At 47.5% G+C, this 20271-nt stretch carries 16 protein-coding genes and 1 riboswitch; of the genes, 13 read left to right on the top strand and 3 right to left on the bottom strand.

Annotated elements, in window-relative coordinates:
• Nucleotides 1–35 precede the first annotated feature (35 nt).
• From ACINLD_RS14845 to ACINLD_RS14835, 3 genes are all read left to right on the top strand, one after another.
• Nucleotides 36–2048 (top strand): Na+/H+ antiporter, encoded by a 2013-nt coding sequence (locus ACINLD_RS14845; protein ID WP_077735574.1) that lies wholly within the window; start codon nucleotides 36–38, stop codon nucleotides 2046–2048.
• An 86-nt stretch (nucleotides 2049–2134) separates the two neighbouring features.
• Nucleotides 2135–2995: an ROK family protein gene (locus tag ACINLD_RS14840; RefSeq protein WP_026588750.1), complete on the top strand. Its 861-nt coding sequence runs from the start codon at nucleotides 2135–2137 to the stop codon at nucleotides 2993–2995.
• 88 nt (nucleotides 2996–3083) lie between these two features.
• A complete protein-coding gene (locus ACINLD_RS14835; protein WP_026588749.1) occupies nucleotides 3084–3929 on the top strand; it encodes an aldo/keto reductase in 846 nt (281 codons plus the stop codon).
• 41 nt (nucleotides 3930–3970) lie between these two features.
• Here ACINLD_RS14835 and ACINLD_RS14830 read toward each other — a convergent pair whose 3' ends face one another.
• The 3 genes from ACINLD_RS14830 to ACINLD_RS14820 all read right to left on the bottom strand — a co-directional run bounded on the left by ACINLD_RS14830 (nucleotide 3971) and on the right by ACINLD_RS14820 (nucleotide 8010).
• The gene (locus ACINLD_RS14830) at nucleotides 3971–5422 is read right to left on the bottom strand and encodes an MDR family MFS transporter (RefSeq protein WP_077735571.1); all 1452 of its coding nucleotides are present in this window, start codon (nucleotides 5420–5422) and stop codon (nucleotides 3971–3973) included.
• Between the two features lie 191 nt (nucleotides 5423–5613).
• Nucleotides 5614–7473: an LTA synthase family protein gene (locus ACINLD_RS14825; RefSeq protein WP_026588747.1), complete on the bottom strand. Its 1860-nt coding sequence runs from the start codon at nucleotides 7471–7473 to the stop codon at nucleotides 5614–5616.
• Nucleotides 7474–7539: 66 nt separating this feature from the next.
• On the bottom strand, nucleotides 7540–8010 hold the full coding sequence (locus ACINLD_RS14820) for a metal-dependent hydrolase (RefSeq protein WP_077735569.1): 471 nt from the start codon (nucleotides 8008–8010) through the stop codon (nucleotides 7540–7542).
• 232 nt (nucleotides 8011–8242) lie between these two features.
• On the opposite strand from ACINLD_RS14820, the gene sspJ reads away from it, so the two are divergent.
• From sspJ to ACINLD_RS14770, 10 genes are all read left to right on the top strand, one after another.
• On the top strand, nucleotides 8243–8389 hold the full coding sequence (gene sspJ, locus ACINLD_RS14815; RefSeq protein ID WP_410207084.1) for a small acid-soluble spore protein SspJ: 147 nt from the start codon (nucleotides 8243–8245) through the stop codon (nucleotides 8387–8389).
• Nucleotides 8390–8548: 159 nt separating this feature from the next.
• A riboswitch (Lysine riboswitch) is annotated at nucleotides 8549–8725 on the top strand.
• A 113-nt stretch (nucleotides 8726–8838) separates the two neighbouring features.
• The gene (locus tag ACINLD_RS14810) at nucleotides 8839–10245 is read left to right on the top strand and encodes an amino acid permease (protein ID WP_026588745.1); all 1407 of its coding nucleotides are present in this window, start codon (nucleotides 8839–8841) and stop codon (nucleotides 10243–10245) included.
• A gap of 154 nt (nucleotides 10246–10399) precedes the next feature.
• On the top strand, nucleotides 10400–11464 hold the full coding sequence (locus ACINLD_RS14805) for a FecCD family ABC transporter permease (RefSeq protein WP_409444262.1): 1065 nt from the start codon (nucleotides 10400–10402) through the stop codon (nucleotides 11462–11464).
• Nucleotides 11465–11505: 41 nt separating this feature from the next.
• On the top strand, nucleotides 11506–12483 hold the full coding sequence (locus ACINLD_RS14800; RefSeq protein WP_372708724.1) for a FecCD family ABC transporter permease: 978 nt from the start codon (nucleotides 11506–11508) through the stop codon (nucleotides 12481–12483).
• 19 nt (nucleotides 12484–12502) lie between these two features.
• Nucleotides 12503–13315: an ABC transporter ATP-binding protein gene (locus ACINLD_RS14795; RefSeq protein WP_026588742.1), complete on the top strand. Its 813-nt coding sequence runs from the start codon at nucleotides 12503–12505 to the stop codon at nucleotides 13313–13315.
• 174 nt (nucleotides 13316–13489) lie between these two features.
• Nucleotides 13490–14218, top strand: a complete 729-nt coding sequence (locus ACINLD_RS14790; protein ID WP_277691655.1) for a response regulator transcription factor — start codon at nucleotides 13490–13492, stop codon at nucleotides 14216–14218.
• Entirely contained in the window at nucleotides 14215–15960 is a 1746-nt protein-coding gene (locus ACINLD_RS14785; protein ID WP_277691654.1) for a sensor histidine kinase, read from the top strand. Before ACINLD_RS14790 ends, ACINLD_RS14785 begins: the two co-directional genes overlap by 4 nt.
• A gap of 374 nt (nucleotides 15961–16334) precedes the next feature.
• A complete protein-coding gene (gene uxaC, locus ACINLD_RS14780; protein WP_277691653.1) occupies nucleotides 16335–17759 on the top strand; it encodes a glucuronate isomerase in 1425 nt (474 codons plus the stop codon).
• 36 nt (nucleotides 17760–17795) lie between these two features.
• Nucleotides 17796–19178: a glycoside-pentoside-hexuronide (GPH):cation symporter gene (locus ACINLD_RS14775; protein WP_026588739.1), complete on the top strand. Its 1383-nt coding sequence runs from the start codon at nucleotides 17796–17798 to the stop codon at nucleotides 19176–19178.
• Between the two features lie 78 nt (nucleotides 19179–19256).
• On the top strand, nucleotides 19257–20255 hold the full coding sequence (locus ACINLD_RS14770) for a LacI family DNA-binding transcriptional regulator (RefSeq protein ID WP_410207050.1): 999 nt from the start codon (nucleotides 19257–19259) through the stop codon (nucleotides 20253–20255).
• Nucleotides 20256–20271: the final 16 nt, after the last annotated feature.

Raw genomic sequence — 20271 nt, 5'->3', positions numbered from 1 at the left:
AGAGATATGTTCAGGAGCAGCCAGGAGGTGCACCAGTGGCCATTTTCCTCGCCGTTTTGGTTTTGTTGTCCATCATTGCGATTTCAAATATCATTCACCGGTTTCTTCCATTTATCCCGATTCCCCTGATTCAGGTAGGATTGGGGATGATCGCAGCTGTGTTTCCGGGCGGGCTGCAGATGACACTCAGTCCTGAGCTGTTTTTCGTTTTATTTATCGCTCCGCTTTTGTTTAATGACGGAAGAAGGATTCCGAGAAATGAATTGTGGAACTTGCGGATTCCCATTCTGCTGCTTGCGTTTGGCCTTGTTTTTGTCACCGTGCTTTTGGGGGGATATGCCATCCATTGGCTGATTCCGAACATTTCATTGCCGGCGGCGTTTTCGCTGGCCGCGATCCTGTCGCCGACAGACGTTGTGGCCGTCAGCGCGCTTTCGAAACGAATCAATCTGCCCAAGGATGTCATCCGTCTCCTTGAGGGAGAGGGCTTAATGAACGATGCCTCAGGGCTTGTCGCTTTTAAATTTGCGATCGCCGCCGCCGTGACAGGAGCTTTTTCCTTATCTCAGGCGGTCGTCAGCTTTTTCATCATTGCGATCGGCGGCCTTTTGACCGGGGCCGTTCTTTCCTTTTTCATTTTGCGGTTCCGCTATTTGCTCCGCCGATTCGGGATGGAAGATGTCACAATGCATATGCTGATTCAAATATTGACGCCTTTCGCGGTTTATTTGGCGGCCGAAGAGCTCGGCGTATCAGGTATTCTTGCCGTTGTGGCGGGCGGAATCGTTCATGCGGCGGAACATGACAGAGCCGAATCGGCGATGGTCAAGCTTCAGATCGTTTCGTCCAGCACATGGAGCATCATCCTGTTTGTCTTGAACGGTCTCGTCTTCGTCCTGCTCGGCTTGCAGATGCCGCAAGCGCTGTCTGTCATTTTTGGTGATGAAGCGTTTAATAATCTGAAAGTGATCAGCGACATTTTGCTGATTACACTTCTTTTGACGGTTCTCCGCTTTGTCTGGCTATTGTTGTTTTGGCAGGGGAATTGGGGGCTCAAAACACAAGAAACTTCAAAAAGGGAAAAGCTGCGCTCCCTGGTGCAAATCTCGATTGCCGGAGTCCGCGGCGCTGTCACGCTGGCCGGTGCATTTTCGATTCCTTTCGTATTGGGGAACGGCCGCCCTTTTCCGGAACGCGATTTCATCATTTTTTTAGCCGCAGGCGTGATTTTAAGTACCTTATTGATCGCAAGTGTCTTTTTGCCGCTTCTGTCAGAAAGAAAACCGCAGCCGGCGTCCGGCAGCCAGCTGCAAAGTATCAGAAGAAAATTGATGAAAACGACGATCAAGGCCTTAAAGGAGGAGATGAATGAAAAAAACCGGGCCGCTGCTTTGGCCGTCATATCCGAATACAATGACAAAATAAAGAGCCTCAGGTTTGAACAATATTCGCTAAAGCAGCTTTTGCGCCTCAGAAGGATGGAAAATAAAATCCGCGTATACGCTTTAAAAGCGGAGCAGGCGGAGCTGGAACAGATGCGGAAAAACAAACAGCTGACAGAGCAAATGGCGCATCAGCTGCAGGAAAGGCTGCAGGAAAAAGAACTGCTCTTTTCCAATCCATTCAAAGCGGGTGTATCACTCACAAAATGTCGGCATCTCATGACTAGATTTTTCGCAGACAACAAAAAACAAGACATCAGCCGGTCCCCTCATCAATACAGCGGATTGCTCAGGAAAGCAAGGATGCAAACGGCAAAAGCGGCCATTGAAGCGGTCAAAAGGCAGATGAATGATGATAATAAAGAAGTGTCCAAGTCGGTCATCGCATTTTATCGGCATTTCATATTGAAGCTTCAGCACTGGGATGCTGATCATAAGGAAAACAAGCGCTATGAAAGGCAGAAAAAAGAGATTCGGCTGAAATCTGTGCAAATCATCCGCAATGAGATTCAGAACCTGTTTGAAAACCGGCAAATTTCCCGGGAAACCGCCTATCGGCTGCGCCAGTACATGAATGATCTGGAAGCTGCGATGCTGGATGAATAGGCTCCCCGTGATTGCTTTCCTGAATGGTCTGATTTATCATTCAATTAAAGAAGTGAAAAAATACAGACCAAAAAGGAGCCGAGAGGATGAAACATTACGGTGCAATAGAAGCAGGAGGCACAAAGTTTGTTTGTGCAGTTGGAACAGAAAACGGAGAAATCATAGACAGGCTGACGATTCCGACGGAAACGCCTGAAGAAACGATTGGAGAGCTGACGGCTTTTTTCAGCAAGTATCAGCTCACATCCATGGGAGTAGGGTCTTTTGGACCTATATGTGTTGCAAAAGAAAAAGAGGAATACGGATACATCACCAATACGCCGAAGTTAGCCTGGAAGGCATATCCGTTTATTCCCGAACTGGAAAAAAGGCTGGGTGTACCCGTTTCCTTTACGACTGATGTAAACGCTGCCGCGCTTGGGGAAATAACCAAAGGAGCGGCACAAGGTCTGAACAGCTGTTTATATATTACAGTCGGTACAGGTATCGGCGCCGGAGCGATTATCGGGGGCGAACTGGTTCAAAGCGCTACACATCCTGAAATGGGGCATATTCTTATCAGGCGCAGTCCGGAGGATTCCTTTGCAGGAAACTGTCCTTATCACAGCGATTGCCTTGAGGGGATGGCGTCAGGCCCCGCTCTTGAAAAACGCTGGGGCAAAAAAGGGAAGGATCTTGCCGGGGAAACAAAAGTATGGGAGCTTGAAGCCGATTATTTAGCACAGGCGCTTATGCAATACATCCTGATTTTATGTCCTGATAAAATCATTATGGGCGGCGGGGTCATGAAACAGCAGCAATTGTTTCCGCTCATTCGGAAAAAGCTGTCCGAATATCTCAACGGCTATGTTGATCTTCCGGATCTTGAAGATTTTATTGTGCCGCCGGGACTTGGAGATGATGCCGGGATCACAGGTGCGCTCGTTTTAGCCCTATCCGCCGAATGAGCAATTTATTATGTCAATTCCCACCATTATGAGATAATGGAAATGATGCGGTTCACGCACCTAAAATCAATGAAAGGTGGTCATTCATATGGTAAGCAGTTTGAAGGACACTGTGACGTTACATAACGGGGTCAAAATGCCATGGTTTGGTCTCGGAGTTTTTAAAGTGGAAGAAGGCAGCCAGGTTGTTGAATCTGTAAAAGCAGCCATTAAAAACGGATACCGGAGCATCGATACCGCTGCTATTTATCAAAATGAAGAAGGCGTCGGCAAGGGAATTAAAGAGTCAGGCGTCGCCCGAGAAGAATTGTTTGTCACTTCAAAAGTGTGGAACAGTGACCAAGGCTATGAAAAAGCATTGGCGGCTTTTGATGAAAGCCTTAGAAAACTCGGCCTTGACTACCTTGATTTATATTTGATCCACTGGCCGGGAAAAGATCAAAATAAATTTAAAGAGACATGGCGCGCCTTAGAGAAGTTGTACAAAGACGGCAAAGTCAGAGCCATCGGCGTCAGCAACTTCAATGTGCACCATTTGGAAAGCCTGCTGGAGGACGCGGAAATCAAACCGATGGTCAATCAGGTTGAATTCCATCCGCGGTTGACGCAGCTTGAATTAAGGGACTACTGCAAAAAGCAGGGAATCCAGCTGGAAGCATGGTCTCCGCTCATGCAGGGGAAACTCCTTGATCATGAAGGGCTAAAAGGGATCGCAACAAAATACAACAAATCCGTGGCACAAGTGATTCTGCGCTGGGATCTGCAAAACGAAGTCGTGACTATCCCGAAATCGGTCAAAGAACACCGCATTATCGAAAATGCCGATATTTTCGACTTTGAATTAGCGAAGGAAGATGTCGAAAAAATCAATGCGCTTAATCAAGATGAACGCGTAGGTCCAGATCCTGATACAATGGACAGAGGATTTGAATGATCATTAAAAAAACCGGACTCTTTTACAGAGTCCGGGTTTTTTTATTCTTCGTGAAGAACCAAACGGCTTTTCGTCTGTTTTTTTCTGCGGTCGCCGAGGCTGCCGCGGTGGTTTTGCTTGATAAAGAAAGAAAGGACCAATCCGATTCCGGCCAACACGGCCGCTGCCATAAAGGCGACGTTTACTCCGTGAATCATCGCCGTTTCTGAGCCGGGCCCAGCCGGGTCGGCGAGCGCGCGCTGCGTCATGATGGTAATTAAAACCGCCGTGCCGATCGACCCCGACATCTGTCTCATCGTATTGTTCATGGCGGTGCCGTGCGGAATCAAATGGCGCGGAAGCTGGTTCAGGCCCGCAGTCGTTACAGGCATTAGCACCATTCCCATCCCAATCATCCGCACCGCATAGACGACGGACAAATAGGCGAAGGGGGTCGTTTCAGACAGGTGGGTCAACAACAGCGTTGTAATGAAAATCGCCGTTAAACCGGTAATACTCAACGTGCGCGCGCCGATTTTATCAAAAATCCTGCCGGTAATCGGGGACATCAGCCCCATCATCACCGCTCCCGGAAACAGCATCATTCCCGATTCCATGGCAGTGAAGTGGCGCATATCCTGCATGTAAATCGGAACGATCGTCGCCGCTCCGATCATCGCCATAAAGACCACCATGCCGATGACCGTAGCCAGCGTAAACATTGGGTATTGAAAGACCCTGAATTCCAATATCGGCTCTTCCAAATGAAGCTGTCTCCAAATGAACCAAACGAGTGTAATGCCGCCGACGGCAAATCCGATCAGCACATCCGCGCTTGACCAGCCGGAAACGCCCGCACTGCTGAAGCCGTATAAAATGCCGCCGAATCCTAAAGAAGACAAAATAATTGACGCCACATCGAGCTTAGGCGATGTTTGCTCCGTCACATTTTTCAGGATAAAGTAGGCGACAATCACGTCGATGACGGCGAAAGGAAGCAGGAGATAAAACAGCACTTCCCATGGATAGCGATCGACGATCCAGCCGGATAAGGTCGGTCCGATGGCGGGCGCAAAGGCGATGACAAGCCCCACCATTCCCATCGCAGAGCCGCGTTTTTCTTTCGGGAAGATCAATAAAAGCACGGTCTGCATCAACGGCATCATGATTCCTGCGCCTGCGGCCTGAACGATTCGTCCCACAATCAAAACAGGGAAGCTGAACGAAAGAGCGCAGATCAGCGTTCCTGCCGTAAACAGGGACATCGCGGTCATAAACAGCTTTCTGGTCGTGAATTTTTCAATTAAAAAAGCCGTAACTGGAATCATAATTCCGTTCACGAGCATAAAAATCGTCGTCAGCCACTGGGCGAGTCCCGGTGTAATGTTTAAATCTTCCATGATTGGCGGGAGAGCCGTCGTCAGCAATGTCTGATTTAAAATCGCGATAAAAGTACCCGTAATCAGCACGGCGACAATCGGTAATTTGTTTGTTGTTCGTTCTGTTTCACTCATGTTATTACCTTCTTGTTTATCATATTTTATATCACTTTATGAAATAATCGCCCCTCGAAATAACCTTGCTTTTTTAGAGTAACGAAGGGTGCGTCAATCCGCAAGCTCATTTCAAATATTCGGTATATATTACCCATATGACCGCTAATCTAAACAGCCCCTTTAAGCAGCCGGCTTAAAGGGGAAGCGGTCTATTTTTTATAAAATCTCAGCAAATCCCCATTGATGATTTTATCGGAAAGGGACAGCTCCTCATTTGCTTTTTCGACAAGCGGGCCGCACGTGTTTCCAGCGTCCTCAATGATGTCTCCGGTTTTCTGGCTGTAGCAGGTGTTTTTTGTAAAGACATAGTCATCGGTAATAAAGCTTCCGTTTCTTAAGACTGCAAACGGCATTCTGTCTTCAGAGAAAAGGTCGTTGCCGAATTGAACCATGCCTTTTGTATCAATTCCCAGCAGGTGAAGCAATGTCGGTTTGACATCCACTTGCCCGCTTGTTTCGGAAATTGTTTTCGGCGCTTGATCCGTGATCCCCGGTATATGGATGATCAGCGGGACCCGCTGCAGCTGAACGGTATCGTAAGGTGTCACTTCCTCCTTGCCCAAAAATTGCGCAAGCGCATCATTGTGTGCTTCAGAGATGCCGTAGTGGTCTCCCATCAGTACGATAACCGAATTTTCGTAAAGGCCGTTTGCTTTCAGCTTGGCGATGAAATGCTTTAATGCTTCATCCTGGTAGCGGACAGTTGTTACATAACGGTTCAAAATCTCACTGTCGGAATCATATTCGTCAATCAGCTTATCCTTATCATCAATAATAAACGGAAAGTGATTGGTCAATGTAATCAAATTGCTGTAAAACGGCTGCGGCAAATCCTTCATCAAGTCTGCCGATTGCGTAAGAAACTCCTTGTCCTTCAGCCCCCAGCCTGTGGAATGTTCAGGCGTTACATGAAAATACGATACATCAAAAAATCTGTCGATGCCGAGAGATTCGTACATCACATCTCTGTTCCAGAAATTTTTATGGTTGGCGTGGAAAACAGCTGAGGTGTAGTCTTGTTTTCCAAGTGTTTGATACATCGAATTATACTCGTTTTCGCTTTTGGTGAAAAAAACCGAACCGCTCAAAGACGGATAAAGCGAATTGGCGACGATAAATTCGGAATCCGATGTTTTTCCCTGCTCAGTCTGCTGATAAAAATGGTCGAAATAATAGCTTTGATGGATCAACTCATTGATAAACGGGGTGATGTCCTGTCCGTTCACTTTTTCATTGACCACGAAATTCTGCGTCGACTCGAGCGTAACAAAAATCACGTTTCTGCCTTTGGCAATGCCGAACATGTCTTGATTCGGCTTACTGTAGTCGGCGTTCGTGTAATTTTCGATCGTCGCCAGGCTGGTCTCATCGGCAACCGCTTTTTGCGTTAAATTAAAGGTTTGGGAAACGCCGTCAAGCAGATGAAATTGATACAGTCCGATATTTTTGACCAGCGCTTCCCTGTCAAATGAATAAGATAAAAGCTTCGGCTGTTCAATCTCCGCCAAGGCAATATTGAACAATACCGCCCCCGCAGCCGCCGCATAATAAACCTTGATGGCTTTCGCCGTCAGTTTTTCTCCTGTTTTTCCACGGGTTTTCGCAAGCCATAGCAAGAGGGCCAAATCAAAGAAAAGAACGATGAACATCGGATTGAACAATTCCTGAAAACTGCTTCCAAGCCCCCCGAGGTTTTTCGCCTGAAACAGGACGGGAATCGTAATGAAATCAATGTAAAAGCCGTAAAAAATGCTGTTTGAGATGAGTATGCCCGTAAGGATGATATTCGCTCCGATTAAAAACATGCGCTGTGCCTTTTCACGGAAAAAGAGGCTGATGCCGAATACAGGGATGAGAAAGCTAAGCGGGTTGATCAACAGAATCAGCTCCTGGAGCCAATTGTCAATTTGTAAATGAAACCCCAGCTTGTAAATGAAATATGTTTTCATCCACATGAAAAAAATCGATAAGCATAAAAACCATTGCTTTTTGAAGAATTGTTCTTTCATTTATAATAGCTCCTCGCGTATAGTCAAGCCCCTCAAACATTTCGCCTTAAAAATCAAATCCTTTTATCATGCCATCAAGGCGGCAATAAAATAACATGAAAGAACGGTGAGGGCTGCCATAACAGCCTGTTCAGCCTTTCCGCCTGTCTTGATGTAAAGCGGAAGGCGAAACTTGATGGAGGACGGAAAGAAAAGCTTGATGCCGTTTGTCGTTCCTGCATCGAGAAGTAAATGGCTGGCCATTCCCGCCGTCAGCCCGATCAGTATGCTCTGGTCTTTAAAATACAAATGAGCTGTGAATGCCGTCAGCAGCAAAAAGAGCAGGCTGTGTGTAAATGTCCGGTGTCCGAAAACAGAGCTGACCAGCGCAGATAAAATCGGAAGCTTTCTGCCGATTTTGCTTTTCGTATGGCAAATATCCGGTATCAATGCCCCGAGGACTCCGGAAGCGGTCATCCATACGGGATCAAATCCATAATAATAAGCGACAGCCGTACAAGAAGCGACTCCCCCCATGATGTGTGTTTTTCCTGTCATCTCGCTTCTCCTTTAAGACTGTATAACAAATTCCTAAAGAAAACTATATCAAGAGATCTAATGGTCATCAAGACTGATTCTGTCAACTTTCGGATGCGATTTTAAATTTTTGCAGCATAAAAACCCAAAATGTTCTGTGCCTTTGGTCCAATGCCTTCATTCGATTTGCTGAATAAATTTTTAAAGAAAGGTCAAATTAACAATGTATCACAATATTAAAGAGGTGATTCATGTGGGTTTTCTCTTCAATAATAAGGACAGAGAAAAAAGTAAAACAAAAGACCGCAATGCCGTTCAGGGAGCTCTTGAAGACGCTGGACAAGCGCTGCAAGGAGATCCTCTGCAACAAGCGGTCAACAAAAAGAAAAATAACCGATAACCATCTATAGATGAAAGGGCGGAGAATGCCTCCACCTTTTAGAGGCTGCCTGTAAAAAGGCGGCCCTTTCTATTCTTTCCATCAGTTCCCTTTGACAGATTAAAATTTCTCTGGTAACCTTCGGATGTGAATATGTGATAAATCCTCACTCTTAACTCTTAGTGAGGTAGAGGTTGCGCGGATGATGAGTCGCATGTGTGAGGCTGATGGGGCCTATGACCATATGCAAAAGGCATCAGCGCCGAAGCGTAAAGAAGCCATTCCTTCTTTATGCTGGGTCTGCATTGAATAAGTGCAGGACTGCCGCGGGTTTTTCCGCGGAGGGCTATCCGGGGATCAAGAGTGTATGTGAAGTAAAGCATGGACTTTTGTTCATGCTTTTTTTATTTTGAATGATCTCGCGGTCTGGTCCGGCATATTTTTTATAAAATGCTCGGAGGTTATATTTTATGGAACAGACAAAAAAATGGGGCTTCTGGCTTCTGACGGCATTTGTTGTCGGCAATATGGTCGGCTCGGGGATTTTTATGCTCCCTAGTACACTCGCCCAGACGGCAAGCCCGTTCGGCGTAACGGCGGCATGGCTTGTGACGGGTGCGGGAGTGCTCATGATCGCCCTTGTTTTCGGTCATTTATCGATCCGCCGTCCGGATTTGAAAGCCGGCCCGCAAAGCTATGCAAGAGCTTTATTCTCAGATCCTAAAAAAGGAAACGCCGCAGGCTTCACGATGGTATGGGGCTATTGGGTGGCAAGCTGGATCAGCAATGTGGCCATCATCACGAGCCTTGCCGGCTATTTGACTACGTTCCTGCCGATTTTGACGGACGGACGGGAGATGTTTGAGCTTGGCGGCCACACCGTGACGCTTGGACAGCTTATGACATTTATCGTTTGTACGATTCTCTTGTGGGGAACACATTTCATACTCGTCTCCAGTATAAACGGAGCTGGAAAGCTCAACTTTTTGGCGACCTTTTCGAAAGTGATGGGCTTTGTCCTGTTTATTGTTGCCGGATTATTCGTTTTTCAGGTGTCATTATTTGAATCATTTTATTTTCCGATTGAATCAGAAGGCAAAAGCATCGGACTCGGCGGACAGGTTCACAATGCGGCGATTTCCACGCTGTGGGCGTTTGTCGGGATCGAATCAGCTGTTATTTTATCAGGACGCGCATCCTCCCAGCGGGATGTCAAACGGGCGACGATTACCGGCCTTTTGATCGCCCTCGGCATTTATATGGTCATTACGTTAATTACAATGGGCATCATTCCGCATGATCAGCTGCAGGCTTCAGACAAACCGTTCGTTGATGTGCTTCATGCGATTATCGGCGGCTTTGGCAGCGTGGTGATGGCGGTCTTGGCGATCATTTCTTTATTCGGCTCCATGCTCGGCTGGATTTTGATCGGTTCCGAGGTTCCGTATCAGGCGGCAAAAGCCGGCGATTTCCCCGCATTTTTTGCGAAAACGAACAAAAAAGGAAGTCCGGTCAACTCTCTGATCATCACCAATCTGATGTCCCAGATCTTTATATTCTCAACGATTTCGGGAACGATCAGCCAGGCTTTCACGTTTTTGACAACGTCAGCGACTCTTGCGTATCTCGTCCCTTATCTCGTCGCAGCTGTTTTCAGTTTGAAGCTGATTATCAAAGGCGATACGTATGATGAGCTGAAAGGATCGCGAACAGGAGACGGCATCATCGCACTGGCCGCCCTTGGATATTCTCTATGGGTGATTGTGTCGGGGACTTCCGACTGGTTCACCTTTATTTTGGGAATCGGGCTGTTTTTTGTCGGGCTTGTGATCTATCCGTTCGTTCATAAAAAATTCAGTAATAGCCAGGCATCATAACCGCCGGGCCAGCCGTGTCTTGAAGCGGAAGACCGGCTGGCTTTTTTTTATTTTGCAAAATTTATGATGAAAAAATGTGCCTGAGGCTGTTATACTATACAGTGAAAATGATAATCGTTATCGATCGCGAATAGAATGAAAGGAATGGCATCGATTGAGGTCATACAGAAATATACATCATATCAACAGCGGGGACGAGCCCGACAATGAACAGCGTCCGCTGAGCCGTCCCCTTCTAGCTATTTCCGTCCTGATAAGCGGGATCGTCATTTTGCTGTTCGGCGCGGCATTGTCGGTTGCCCTTGGTGCGGCTGACATCAAGCTCGGCACGGTTTGGGATGCGCTGTTTCATTTCGATTCAAAAAATACGGCGCATCAAATTATCCAGGAACTCAGGCTGCCGAGAACGGTCGGCGCAGCGCTTGTCGGCGCCTGTCTGGCCGTTTCCGGGGCGGTGATGCAGGGGATGACGAGAAATCCGCTTGCATCTCCGGAAATCATGAGTGTCACCCAAGGGTCAACGTTTGCCATCGCCATCGCTTTTGCCTTTTTTCCGGGGGTCTCTTCGGTCGGGCTGATGATGTGGTCATTCGCCGGAGCCGGCTTTGGAGCCGCGATCGTATTTGCCGTCGGCATGTTTTCAAAAGGCGGTCTTACACCTGTGAAGCTGGCTTTGGCGGGGACGGCAGTGGGCACTTTCTTGAGCGCTTTCTCATCAGCCATCGGAATTCACTTTGATGTGGCGCGCGATATGAGCTTTTGGTACGCAGGCGGAATTGCGGGAACCAAATGGCTGAGCATCAAGCTCCTGCTGCCGGCAGCGGCGCTCGGTCTCGCGCTCGTCTTTTTCATCGCCCGTTCCATTACGGTGCTAAGCCTTGGGGAAGAATTGGCCAAAGGGCTTGGCCAATATACAAAAACGGTCAAGGCGCTCGGCATCATATCCGTCGTTTTGCTGACAGGCGCGGCTGTATCTGTGGCTGGAGCCATCGGCTTCATTGGACTGATCATTCCGCATATCACCCGCTTTTTAGTCGGTGTCGATTATCGCTGGATTATACCGTGTTCAGCGATATTGGGAGCGGTGTTGCTCATCTATGCCGATATTGCGGCAAGGATGGTCAATCCCCCATTTGAAACACCTGTCGGAGCGGTTACGGCGCTTGTCGGTGTACCGTTCTTTCTCTATCTGGCCCGCAGGGAAAGGAGGGGGCTCTAATGGAGACGATCAAGAAAAAAAGCAGCCGTGCGGCAGTGGTGATGCTGATCATGGCCGCACTGATCTTTGCAATATTTTTACTAAGCATGAATACGGGGGAAATACGTATAGCCCCGCTGGATGCCTTGAAAACGTTATTCGGCGGCGGAACACCGCAGGATGAACTTGTGCTGTTTGAATTCCGGCTGCCCCGGATGTTGCTCGCCATGCTGATCGGCGCAGGGATTGCCGCAGCCGGCGCCGTCTGGCAGGGTGTTTCCCAAAACGATCTGGCTGATCCGGGAATCTTGGGGATCAATGCCGGAGCGGGCTTTGCCGTTGTCGTGTTCATCTTCTTTTTCCAGGGCACAACCGACAACCTGCAGACAAGCACGATTTTTTCTTTGCCGATTTTTGCATTTTTGGGCGCCTGTGTCGCGGTCATCCTTGTCTATGTGCTGGCGTGGAAAAAGGGGCTTGACCCGGTGCGCCTTGTTTTAGTCGGAATCGGGGTCAATGCGGCGTTCAACGCGGCAATTTTGCTGCTGCAGCTGAAAATGGACCCGAATGATTTTATGCAGGCCGCTGTATGGCTGTCAGGAAACATCTGGAACGCAAATTGGAACTTTGTATCCGCCATCTTACCGTGGATTGCCGTACTGATCCCGTTTATCTTTTATAAAGCGCGCTATTTAAATGTCCTGAACCTTGGCGACCAGATCGCTGTAGGCCTTGGAACGGCCGTGGAAAAAGAGCGACGCACACTGCTCCTGGCGGCGGCAGCCCTCAGCGGCGCCTGTGTGGCCGCGGGCGGCAATATTACCTTTCTCGGTCTTGTTGCCCCGCATATCGCCAGAAGGCTTGTCGGCCCGAAGCATCAGCTTCTCATACCGGCGTCTGCGTTGACCGGTGCATTGCTCTTTTTGCTGGCCGATTTGATCGGCAGGGTGGTTCTTTCGCCTTCGGAAATTCCCGTGGGGCTTGTCATCGCCGCTTTAGGAGCGCCGTACTTTATTTACTTGCTTATGAAAACAAACTAAAAGAAGGGAAGATTGCAAGGTGTCGCTTTCTGCAAACGGGCTGGGGATTGCCTATGGGGAACAAACCATCGTCGAAAACCTAAATCTCAATATTCCAAAAGGGAAAGTCACGACTATGATCGGACCGAACGGCTGCGGCAAGTCAACGATTCTCAAGACCTTGGCGAGAATACAGCGGCCGAAAACAGGCGCCGTTTATTTGAATGGCAAGGCGATTCATCAGCTGTCGACGAAAGAGATCGCCAAACAAATGGCGATTCTGCCGCAAACACCTGAAGCACCCGGCGGACTGACCGTGTATGAACTTGTCTCCTACGGTCGTTTTCCGCACCAAAAAGGGATCGGCAGACTGACGGATCGCGACCGCCGCATGATCGAGTGGGCGCTTCAGGTCACGGGAATGCTGCCGTTTTATGAACGGCCGATTGAAGCCCTGTCAGGCGGGCAGCGCCAGCGCGTCTGGATAGCGATGGCGCTCGCACAGGAGACGGATTTGCTGCTGCTTGATGAACCGACGACCTATTTGGATTTGGCGCACCAGCTCGATATTTTAAAATTATTGGAGAAACTGAATCAGGAAGAAGGCAGAACGATTTTGATGGTCATCCATGACCTGAATCATGCCGCCCGTTTTGCCCATCATATGGTGGCTATGAACAGCGGCGCGATCATTAAAGAGGGAGAGCCGCATGAAGTGATGACACGAGAAGTGTTAAAAGAGGTATTTCAAATCGACGCGGAGATCGTAGCCGATCCGCGCACAGGCAAGCCGGTGTGTTTGACTTACGACCTTTTGCCAAAAGCGGAGGATCAAAAGCTTGCCACCGGATGACAGACATCGAAATGGTGTCTGTTTTTTTATTCCAATCATTATCCAATGGAATAAATGATTACTAAAAAAGTTTATTTTTACTTTAAAATATAAAAATGGCTGCCGATATAGATAAGATAGATGGTAAGATGAGGATATAACAAACATGATATAGAGAGAAAGGAAAGAAGGATAGTGGAAAATGCAGCGATTTTGATTGTGGATGATGAAGATGCCATTGTTCAAATGGTGAAGCGCGTCCTGACGAAAGAAGGCTTCAACGAAGTGCTGACTGCAAACAGCGCAGAAGAGGCACTGGAAATCGTAAAAAAAGAAACCGTACATTTAATTCTGCTTGATGTCATGATGCCGGGACAGACCGGGTTTGATATATCACCTGAAATCAAACGGCACACAAATGCCCCGATCTTTTTTCTGACGGCGAAAACGTCTGATCTTGATAAGCTTTCCGGATTTGCCTACGGTGCGGATGACTATATTACAAAACCGTTTAATCCGCTGGAGCTTATTGCCAGAATTAAAGCTCATTTAAAGAGAACCTACATACATAAAGAAGTCGCTGCTGCTGCGGCGTCTTCAGCCTACGAATATGACCGCTTTACTTTTCACCCTGACTTCGCGGAGCTTATCGTTGACGGTGAAGCCGTCAACTGTTCAGCACAGCTTCTTCAGCTTCTGCAATACTTTTGCGATCATCCGAACAGGGTGCTTTCAAAGGATCAAATCTATGAGAAGGTGTGGGGGGTTCCTTCTTACGGCGACAGCAACACTGTCATGGTGCATATCAGAAAGCTGAGAGAGAAAATCGAAAAAGACCCGAGCAATCCGGAGTATATCGTCACCATTCGCGGATTGGGCTATAAATTCATGCCAAACCCTGCAAGAAATGAGAGTGAAGGATGAAGCTCAGGGGAAAATTAGTTGTCCATTTCGTCAGCCAAATTTTCCTCATCTTGCTGCTTGTCGCCTCGACTCTGTTTTTATCATTAATCTTCTTCGCTCTCCGGTTAAGCGAAAGCGAAGCGGATACCGGTTTGGCGAAAGCCACTTCAGATACGTTTGAAACTTGGATCAGTGTTGACGATCATAACAATTGGCAGGTTGAAGACATTCTGAAAGCGGCTGTTGATAAGCAGGGAGGCTGGCTGCAAATCTTAAACGGCAAAGAGGAGACCGTTTATTCCTATCATCTCCCGCCGGAAATCCAGAGAAAGTATCAGAAGGAAGACCTGGTCTCCGTTTTTGACCAAAAAAAAATTAAAGACTACCAGGTCAACTTTTGGTCGGCGTCTATTCATGACAAGGACTACGTCATCATTTTCGGATGGGAGTCGAAAAGCGATACGATCCTGTCCTATTTGGAGAGAGAAGAAAAGGATTTGGCAGACATTTCTTCCTATAAACAGAGCACGCTTGACTTTATTAAGAAAAATAATGGCTCCGTTTATCTGTTTAATGAAAAAGGTACGCTTTTACAATCCGTTTTTCAAGATATTGACTACAGTCAGGGAATCAATGAGCTGGAGCTTATAAAATATCAATCAAAGCCGTGGAACTACGAACATGAGTTTTCATACCGGCGCTTAAGCGCAACGGAATGGCTGATCGCGGCGACGCCGAATCCGATTTTTAACCCGGATCATGAGTTCAACCGATCAATGATCGGTCTTGCCTTAAAAATCATTCTCTTTGTGATCGCCATACTGCTCGTTTTGATGAGCGTGATGACACTATGGTATTCCTTCAGGTTCGGCATGCCGATCATCCATACGATCAAATGGATCGCCAATCTTTCGAAAGGGCGTTTTGAAGAGCCGAAAAACCGCAAGGGCCGTCCGAGAAGCAGAAATAAAAAAGGGAAAAGGAAGCAGCCGTACCGGCTGTTTAACGAAGTTTTTGAATCGATGGAGCAGCTGATGGAAACACTGCAAAAAGACGAGCAGAACCGCAAAAAAATCCAGACGACGAGAGAAGAGTGGATTGCCGGGCTCTCCCATGATTTAAAAACGCCGCTCAGCACGATTTACGGCTACAGTATGATGCTTGAGTCTCCGAATTACGACTGGTCAAAAGAAGAAATTTGCGAAATCGGCCAAGCGATGAAAGAAAAATCAGACTATATGTCCCAGCTGATCGAAGATTTGAATTTGACATACAGATTAAAAAACGGGGCGCTGCCAATTAAGCGCCAGCCGGTCAGACTTGTGCCGTTTTTAAAAAGTTTTGTCGAAGCGTTCAAGCGGCATCCGTTTTCAGAAGGCTACCATGTATCGTTTGAGTATCAGCAAGAGGAGACCACTTTTGCAATTGATCGGAGCTGGTTTAAAAGGATTTTGGAAAACCTTCTCGCCAATGCGGTGAAACATAATACAAAAGGCACCGAAATTAAAGTGAAGCTTGAAGAATCAAAGCAATACATCATCGTCAAGATTCAAGACAATGGCAAAGGGATGGACTCCGAAACCGTCTCAAACTTATTTAACCGCTATTACAGGGGCACGCATACAAAAGATGCGACTGAAGGCAGCGGCCTCGGCCTCGCCATTTCGCTTGAGCTTGTCCACCTCCATGACGGATGCATCCAAGTCGACAGCCGCACCGGACGGGGGACGGTGATTACGATGGAATTTAAGAAAAAGCCATAAAGAAGCCGCCTGCGGCTTCTTTCAGCGTGTCGACAAACCCTGGCGTTCGTTGTCAGGCCTGCTAAGTCGGTGCTCACGAATAGAAAAAGGAACGGCGGCTAAATTGCGCAGGCGTCCTGCCTGAACGCCGCCGTCATCACATCCTGCGAAAGTCCGCTCCGATGCTCGGCCTTTCTAGACTGTAAGGGTTGAGGGTCACGCTGAAAGGATGACAAAATCCCAAAATGAAAAGCCGTTTTGGGATTTTCTTATGAGAAAATAATGGAAAAATCGATCGGGGTGATATAAAATAAGAGTAAATGTTAACGTTCACATTTTTTCTGAACCATCAAAATGTGAACGTTAACATTATAACAAAAGGAAGGTGAAAAACAGTGAAAGTGTTTCTGAACGACGATTTTCTTCTATCAACCGACACCGCGAAGACGTTGTACCACCAGTATGCCAAGGATATTCCGATCATCGACTACCACTGCCATTTAAGTCCAAAAGAGATTTACGAAAACAAGACCTTCAACAATATCACCGAAGTATGGCTGTACGGTGACCATTACAAGTGGAGAGCGATGCGGGCCAACGGAATAGCCGAGGCATATATCACGGGAGATGCGCCTGATGAAGAAAAATTCAAGGCCTGGGCCAGGACCGTGCCGATGACGATCGGCAATCCGTTATATCATTGGACACATTTAGAGCTTAGAAGATTTTTCGGCATCTATGATCTGCTTGATGAAAAAAGCGCTCCGGAGATTTGGAAGCGTGTCAATGAACAGCTGAACGGAGACGGCTTTGGTGCGAGGGACTTGATTGAGAAATCAAATGTTGAAGCGGTCGTGACGACGGATGATCCGACAGACAGTCTTGAATATCATCTCAAGCTGAAAGAAGATGACTTCAATGTAAGCGTTTTACCTGGTTTCAGGCCTGACAAGGCCCTGGAAATCAATCAGGAAGGGTTTTCCGGCTGGGTGAAAAAGCTTGAGGCAGCAAGTTCGATGGCAATTGACGATTATGACGAATTTTTGAAAGCGCTTAAAAACAGAGTTGATTTTTTCCATGAGGCAGGCGGCCGAATTTCCGACCATGCGATCAATGAAATGATGTATGTGGAAACAGATGAAAAAGAAGTGCGGCCGATTTTCGCCAAGGCGATGAACGGCGAACGGGTGACGGAGGAAGAAGAATGCAGATTTAAATCGTATACACTCCATGTTCTGGGAACCTATTACGCAGAAAAAGGCTGGGCGATGCAGCTCCATATTAATGCGCTCCGAAACAACAGCAGCAAAATGTATGAAAAGCTCGGCCCTGATACAGGCTATGACGCCATCAATGATCAGGATATTTCAAAACCTTTATGCCGTTTTCTCGATTCCCTTGATCAAAAAGATGCCCTGCCAAAAACGATTCTGTACTCTTTGAACCCCCGTGATTATGTCGTGATATCCAGTTTGTGCGGAAGCTTTCAGGACGGGCGAATCCCGGGGAAAATGCAGCATGGGACCGCGTGGTGGTTCAACGATACGAAGGACGGCATGCTCCAACAAATGACATCACTCGCAAACATCGGATTGCTGAGCCGTTTTATCGGAATGCTCACCGATTCGCGCAGCTTTCTTTCTTATACAAGACACGAATATTTCAGGCGCCTGCTCTGCGATATCATCGGTGACTGGGCGGAAAAAGGCGAAGCCCCGGACGACATTGACCTGCTCGGGCGGATTGTCAAAGGAATCTGCTATCACAATGCAAAGGAATATTTTCAATTTGAGGTGAAAGACCGCTTGAATGTGAAATAAGACAAAATGAACTAGAGGAGCTGCATTCCCATGGAAATACAGACGAACAAACAAACTGAAACAGTCGTCGCCACCCAGGAGAAATTAAGTTTAAAAGAAAAAGTTTCTTATGGCTTCGGAGATTTTGGGAACGGATTCATGTTTGACCTCGGACAGCTGTATTTGCTGAAATTTTTTACGGATGTAGCCGGGATTCCCGCTGCTGCGGCAGGAGGCATTTTTCTTGTGAGCAAGCTTTTCGCCGCTGTCGTAGATCCGATTGTGGGGACATCGATCGATTACCGGAAGAACATCGGGCCAAAGGGGAAATTCAGGCCGTATTTGTTATATGGAAGCATTGTGCTCGCGATTTTGACTGTTTTGACATTTATTTCGCCAAACCTTTCGCCGACAGGCAAATTGATTTACGCTTACGCATCATACATGCTTTGGGGGCTGGGGTATTCATTTGTCAACATCCCTTACGGATCGCTCGGCGCCGCCATCACGCAAAATTCGGTGGAACGGACATCGCTCGCTTCCTTCCGTCAGGCCGGAAGCCTCGGCGCCCTTTTTGTGACGAGCATTGTCGTCATTCCGATGATCGTCAGATTTGACAACCCTGCCGTCGGATATCCGGTCGTCATGGGATTGATGTCGCTTTTGGGCGTGCTGTTTTTCTACATTTGCTACCGGAACTGCCGGGAGAGAATTATCGTCAAGGATCAGACATATAACAATGAAAAAGTGACGCTCAAGGCCATTTCAAAAACGTTTTTTACAAACAAACCGCTCCTTACATTGATTTTCATGACGATTTTTACGATTTCCGCGTACAATCTCAAATCTGCGATGCTCGTCTACTTCGCCGAATACAACCTCGGCAATGCCGAGCTGATGGCGTCGATGAACTTCATTATTATCGGTTCATCCTTTATCGGCGTCATGATGCTGCCGAAGCTTGTCAAAAAGTTCGGCAAAAAGAAGACCGCGATCCTCGGTCTTGCGATCTCTGTCACGGCTGACATCATCAACTTCGCGATGCCGAGCAATGTGATTTTATTTACGCTTCTTGCAAGCATCGCCTTTATCGGAATCAGCATTCCGAACGGCATCACCTGGGCCTTTGTATCAGACGCGATCGATTACGGACAATGGCGGACCGGGGAGCGGAAAGAAGGAACCGTCTATTCATTGTTCAATTTCTCCAGAAAGCTGGCCCAGTCGCTTTCAGGGTTTCTTTCGGGGATCGGGCTCAGCATCGTCGGCTATGTCCCGAATGCTGCCCAAAAAACGGGGACGCTTCTCGGCATTAAAGCGATTCTCCTTTTATATCCGGCGGTCGCCCTGTCTCTCGCCATGCTTGTGCTCGGCTATTTATACCGCCTGACAGACCAGAGGCACGCCGAAATGGTGCTTGAGATTGAGTCCAGGCAATAGCGGAAATTCTTTCTAAAAGGCGCTCTTCTTGTGATAAACTGTTGGTATCAACAGCAGGAAAAAGGCGGGTTAAAAACAATGTCAGTAACGATTAAAGATATCGCCAGGCTGGCGAATGTATCACACACCACAGTATCCAGAGCGCTCAATAACAGTCCGCTGATTAAAGAAAAAACGAAACAGAAAATACTCGATATCGCAGCCGAAATGAATTATAAACCGAATTTCAATGCGAAAAGCCTTGTCACGCAAAAGTCGTTTACGATCGGCCTGTTTTTGACAAGCCTGACTGACGGGACGTCTTCGAGCTTTTTTGCCGACATTCTCCGCGGCGTCAACAAAGTGATCGATGAAAACTACAACATGTTTGTCAGGGGGATCGACGATTACCATGACTTTTCTTCCATTCACCGCAACCGCTATGACGGCGTTATTTTAATCAGCCAAAGCGAACGGGATCAGGCTTTTCTCGATCATGTGCTGAAACAGGAGATTCCGGTTGTCGTGCTGAACAGAAAAATTGAGGAGCAGTCCGTCATGAATATCGTCGCGAATGAAAACGAAGGAGCGAATCTTGCGGCATCGCATTTCATCGAAAACGGCCATACACGGATTGCGATGGTTCGGGGAAAAGAAGGTTTTAAATCTTCCCAGGAAAGAAAAGCTGGTTTTCTCCGCGCACTTCGCACACATGATCTTCCGGCGAAGAGCGAATATATGCTTCGCGGCGACTATACGATGAAAAGCGGCTATAGCGCAATGGAAGCGCTTCTTAAGCTGGAACAGCCTCCGACGGCCCTGTTTTGCGCGAATGATGATATGGCGATCGGTGCAATGAATGCCCTTTATGCCAACGGTAAACGCTGCCCGGAGGACATGTCGATTATCGGCTTTGATGATATAGGTTTTTCGGCTTATACGACACCGTCTTTGACAACGGTTAAAAAACCGACGGAAAAAATCAGCATGATCGGAGCAGAGAGCCTGCTTTCCCTGATTGAAAATCCGCGTACAGAAACAAGGCAGACGCTGCTCAGCACAGAGCTGATCATTCGGAATTCAGTGATGAGATTATAGCATCTTCATTGATGCG

This window comes from Bacillus sp. z60-11 (assembly GCF_046464135.1).
Lineage (GTDB): Bacteria > Bacillota > Bacilli > Bacillales > Bacillaceae > Bacillus > Bacillus sonorensis_A.
This window is presented reverse-complemented; position numbering and strand designations above follow the sequence as displayed.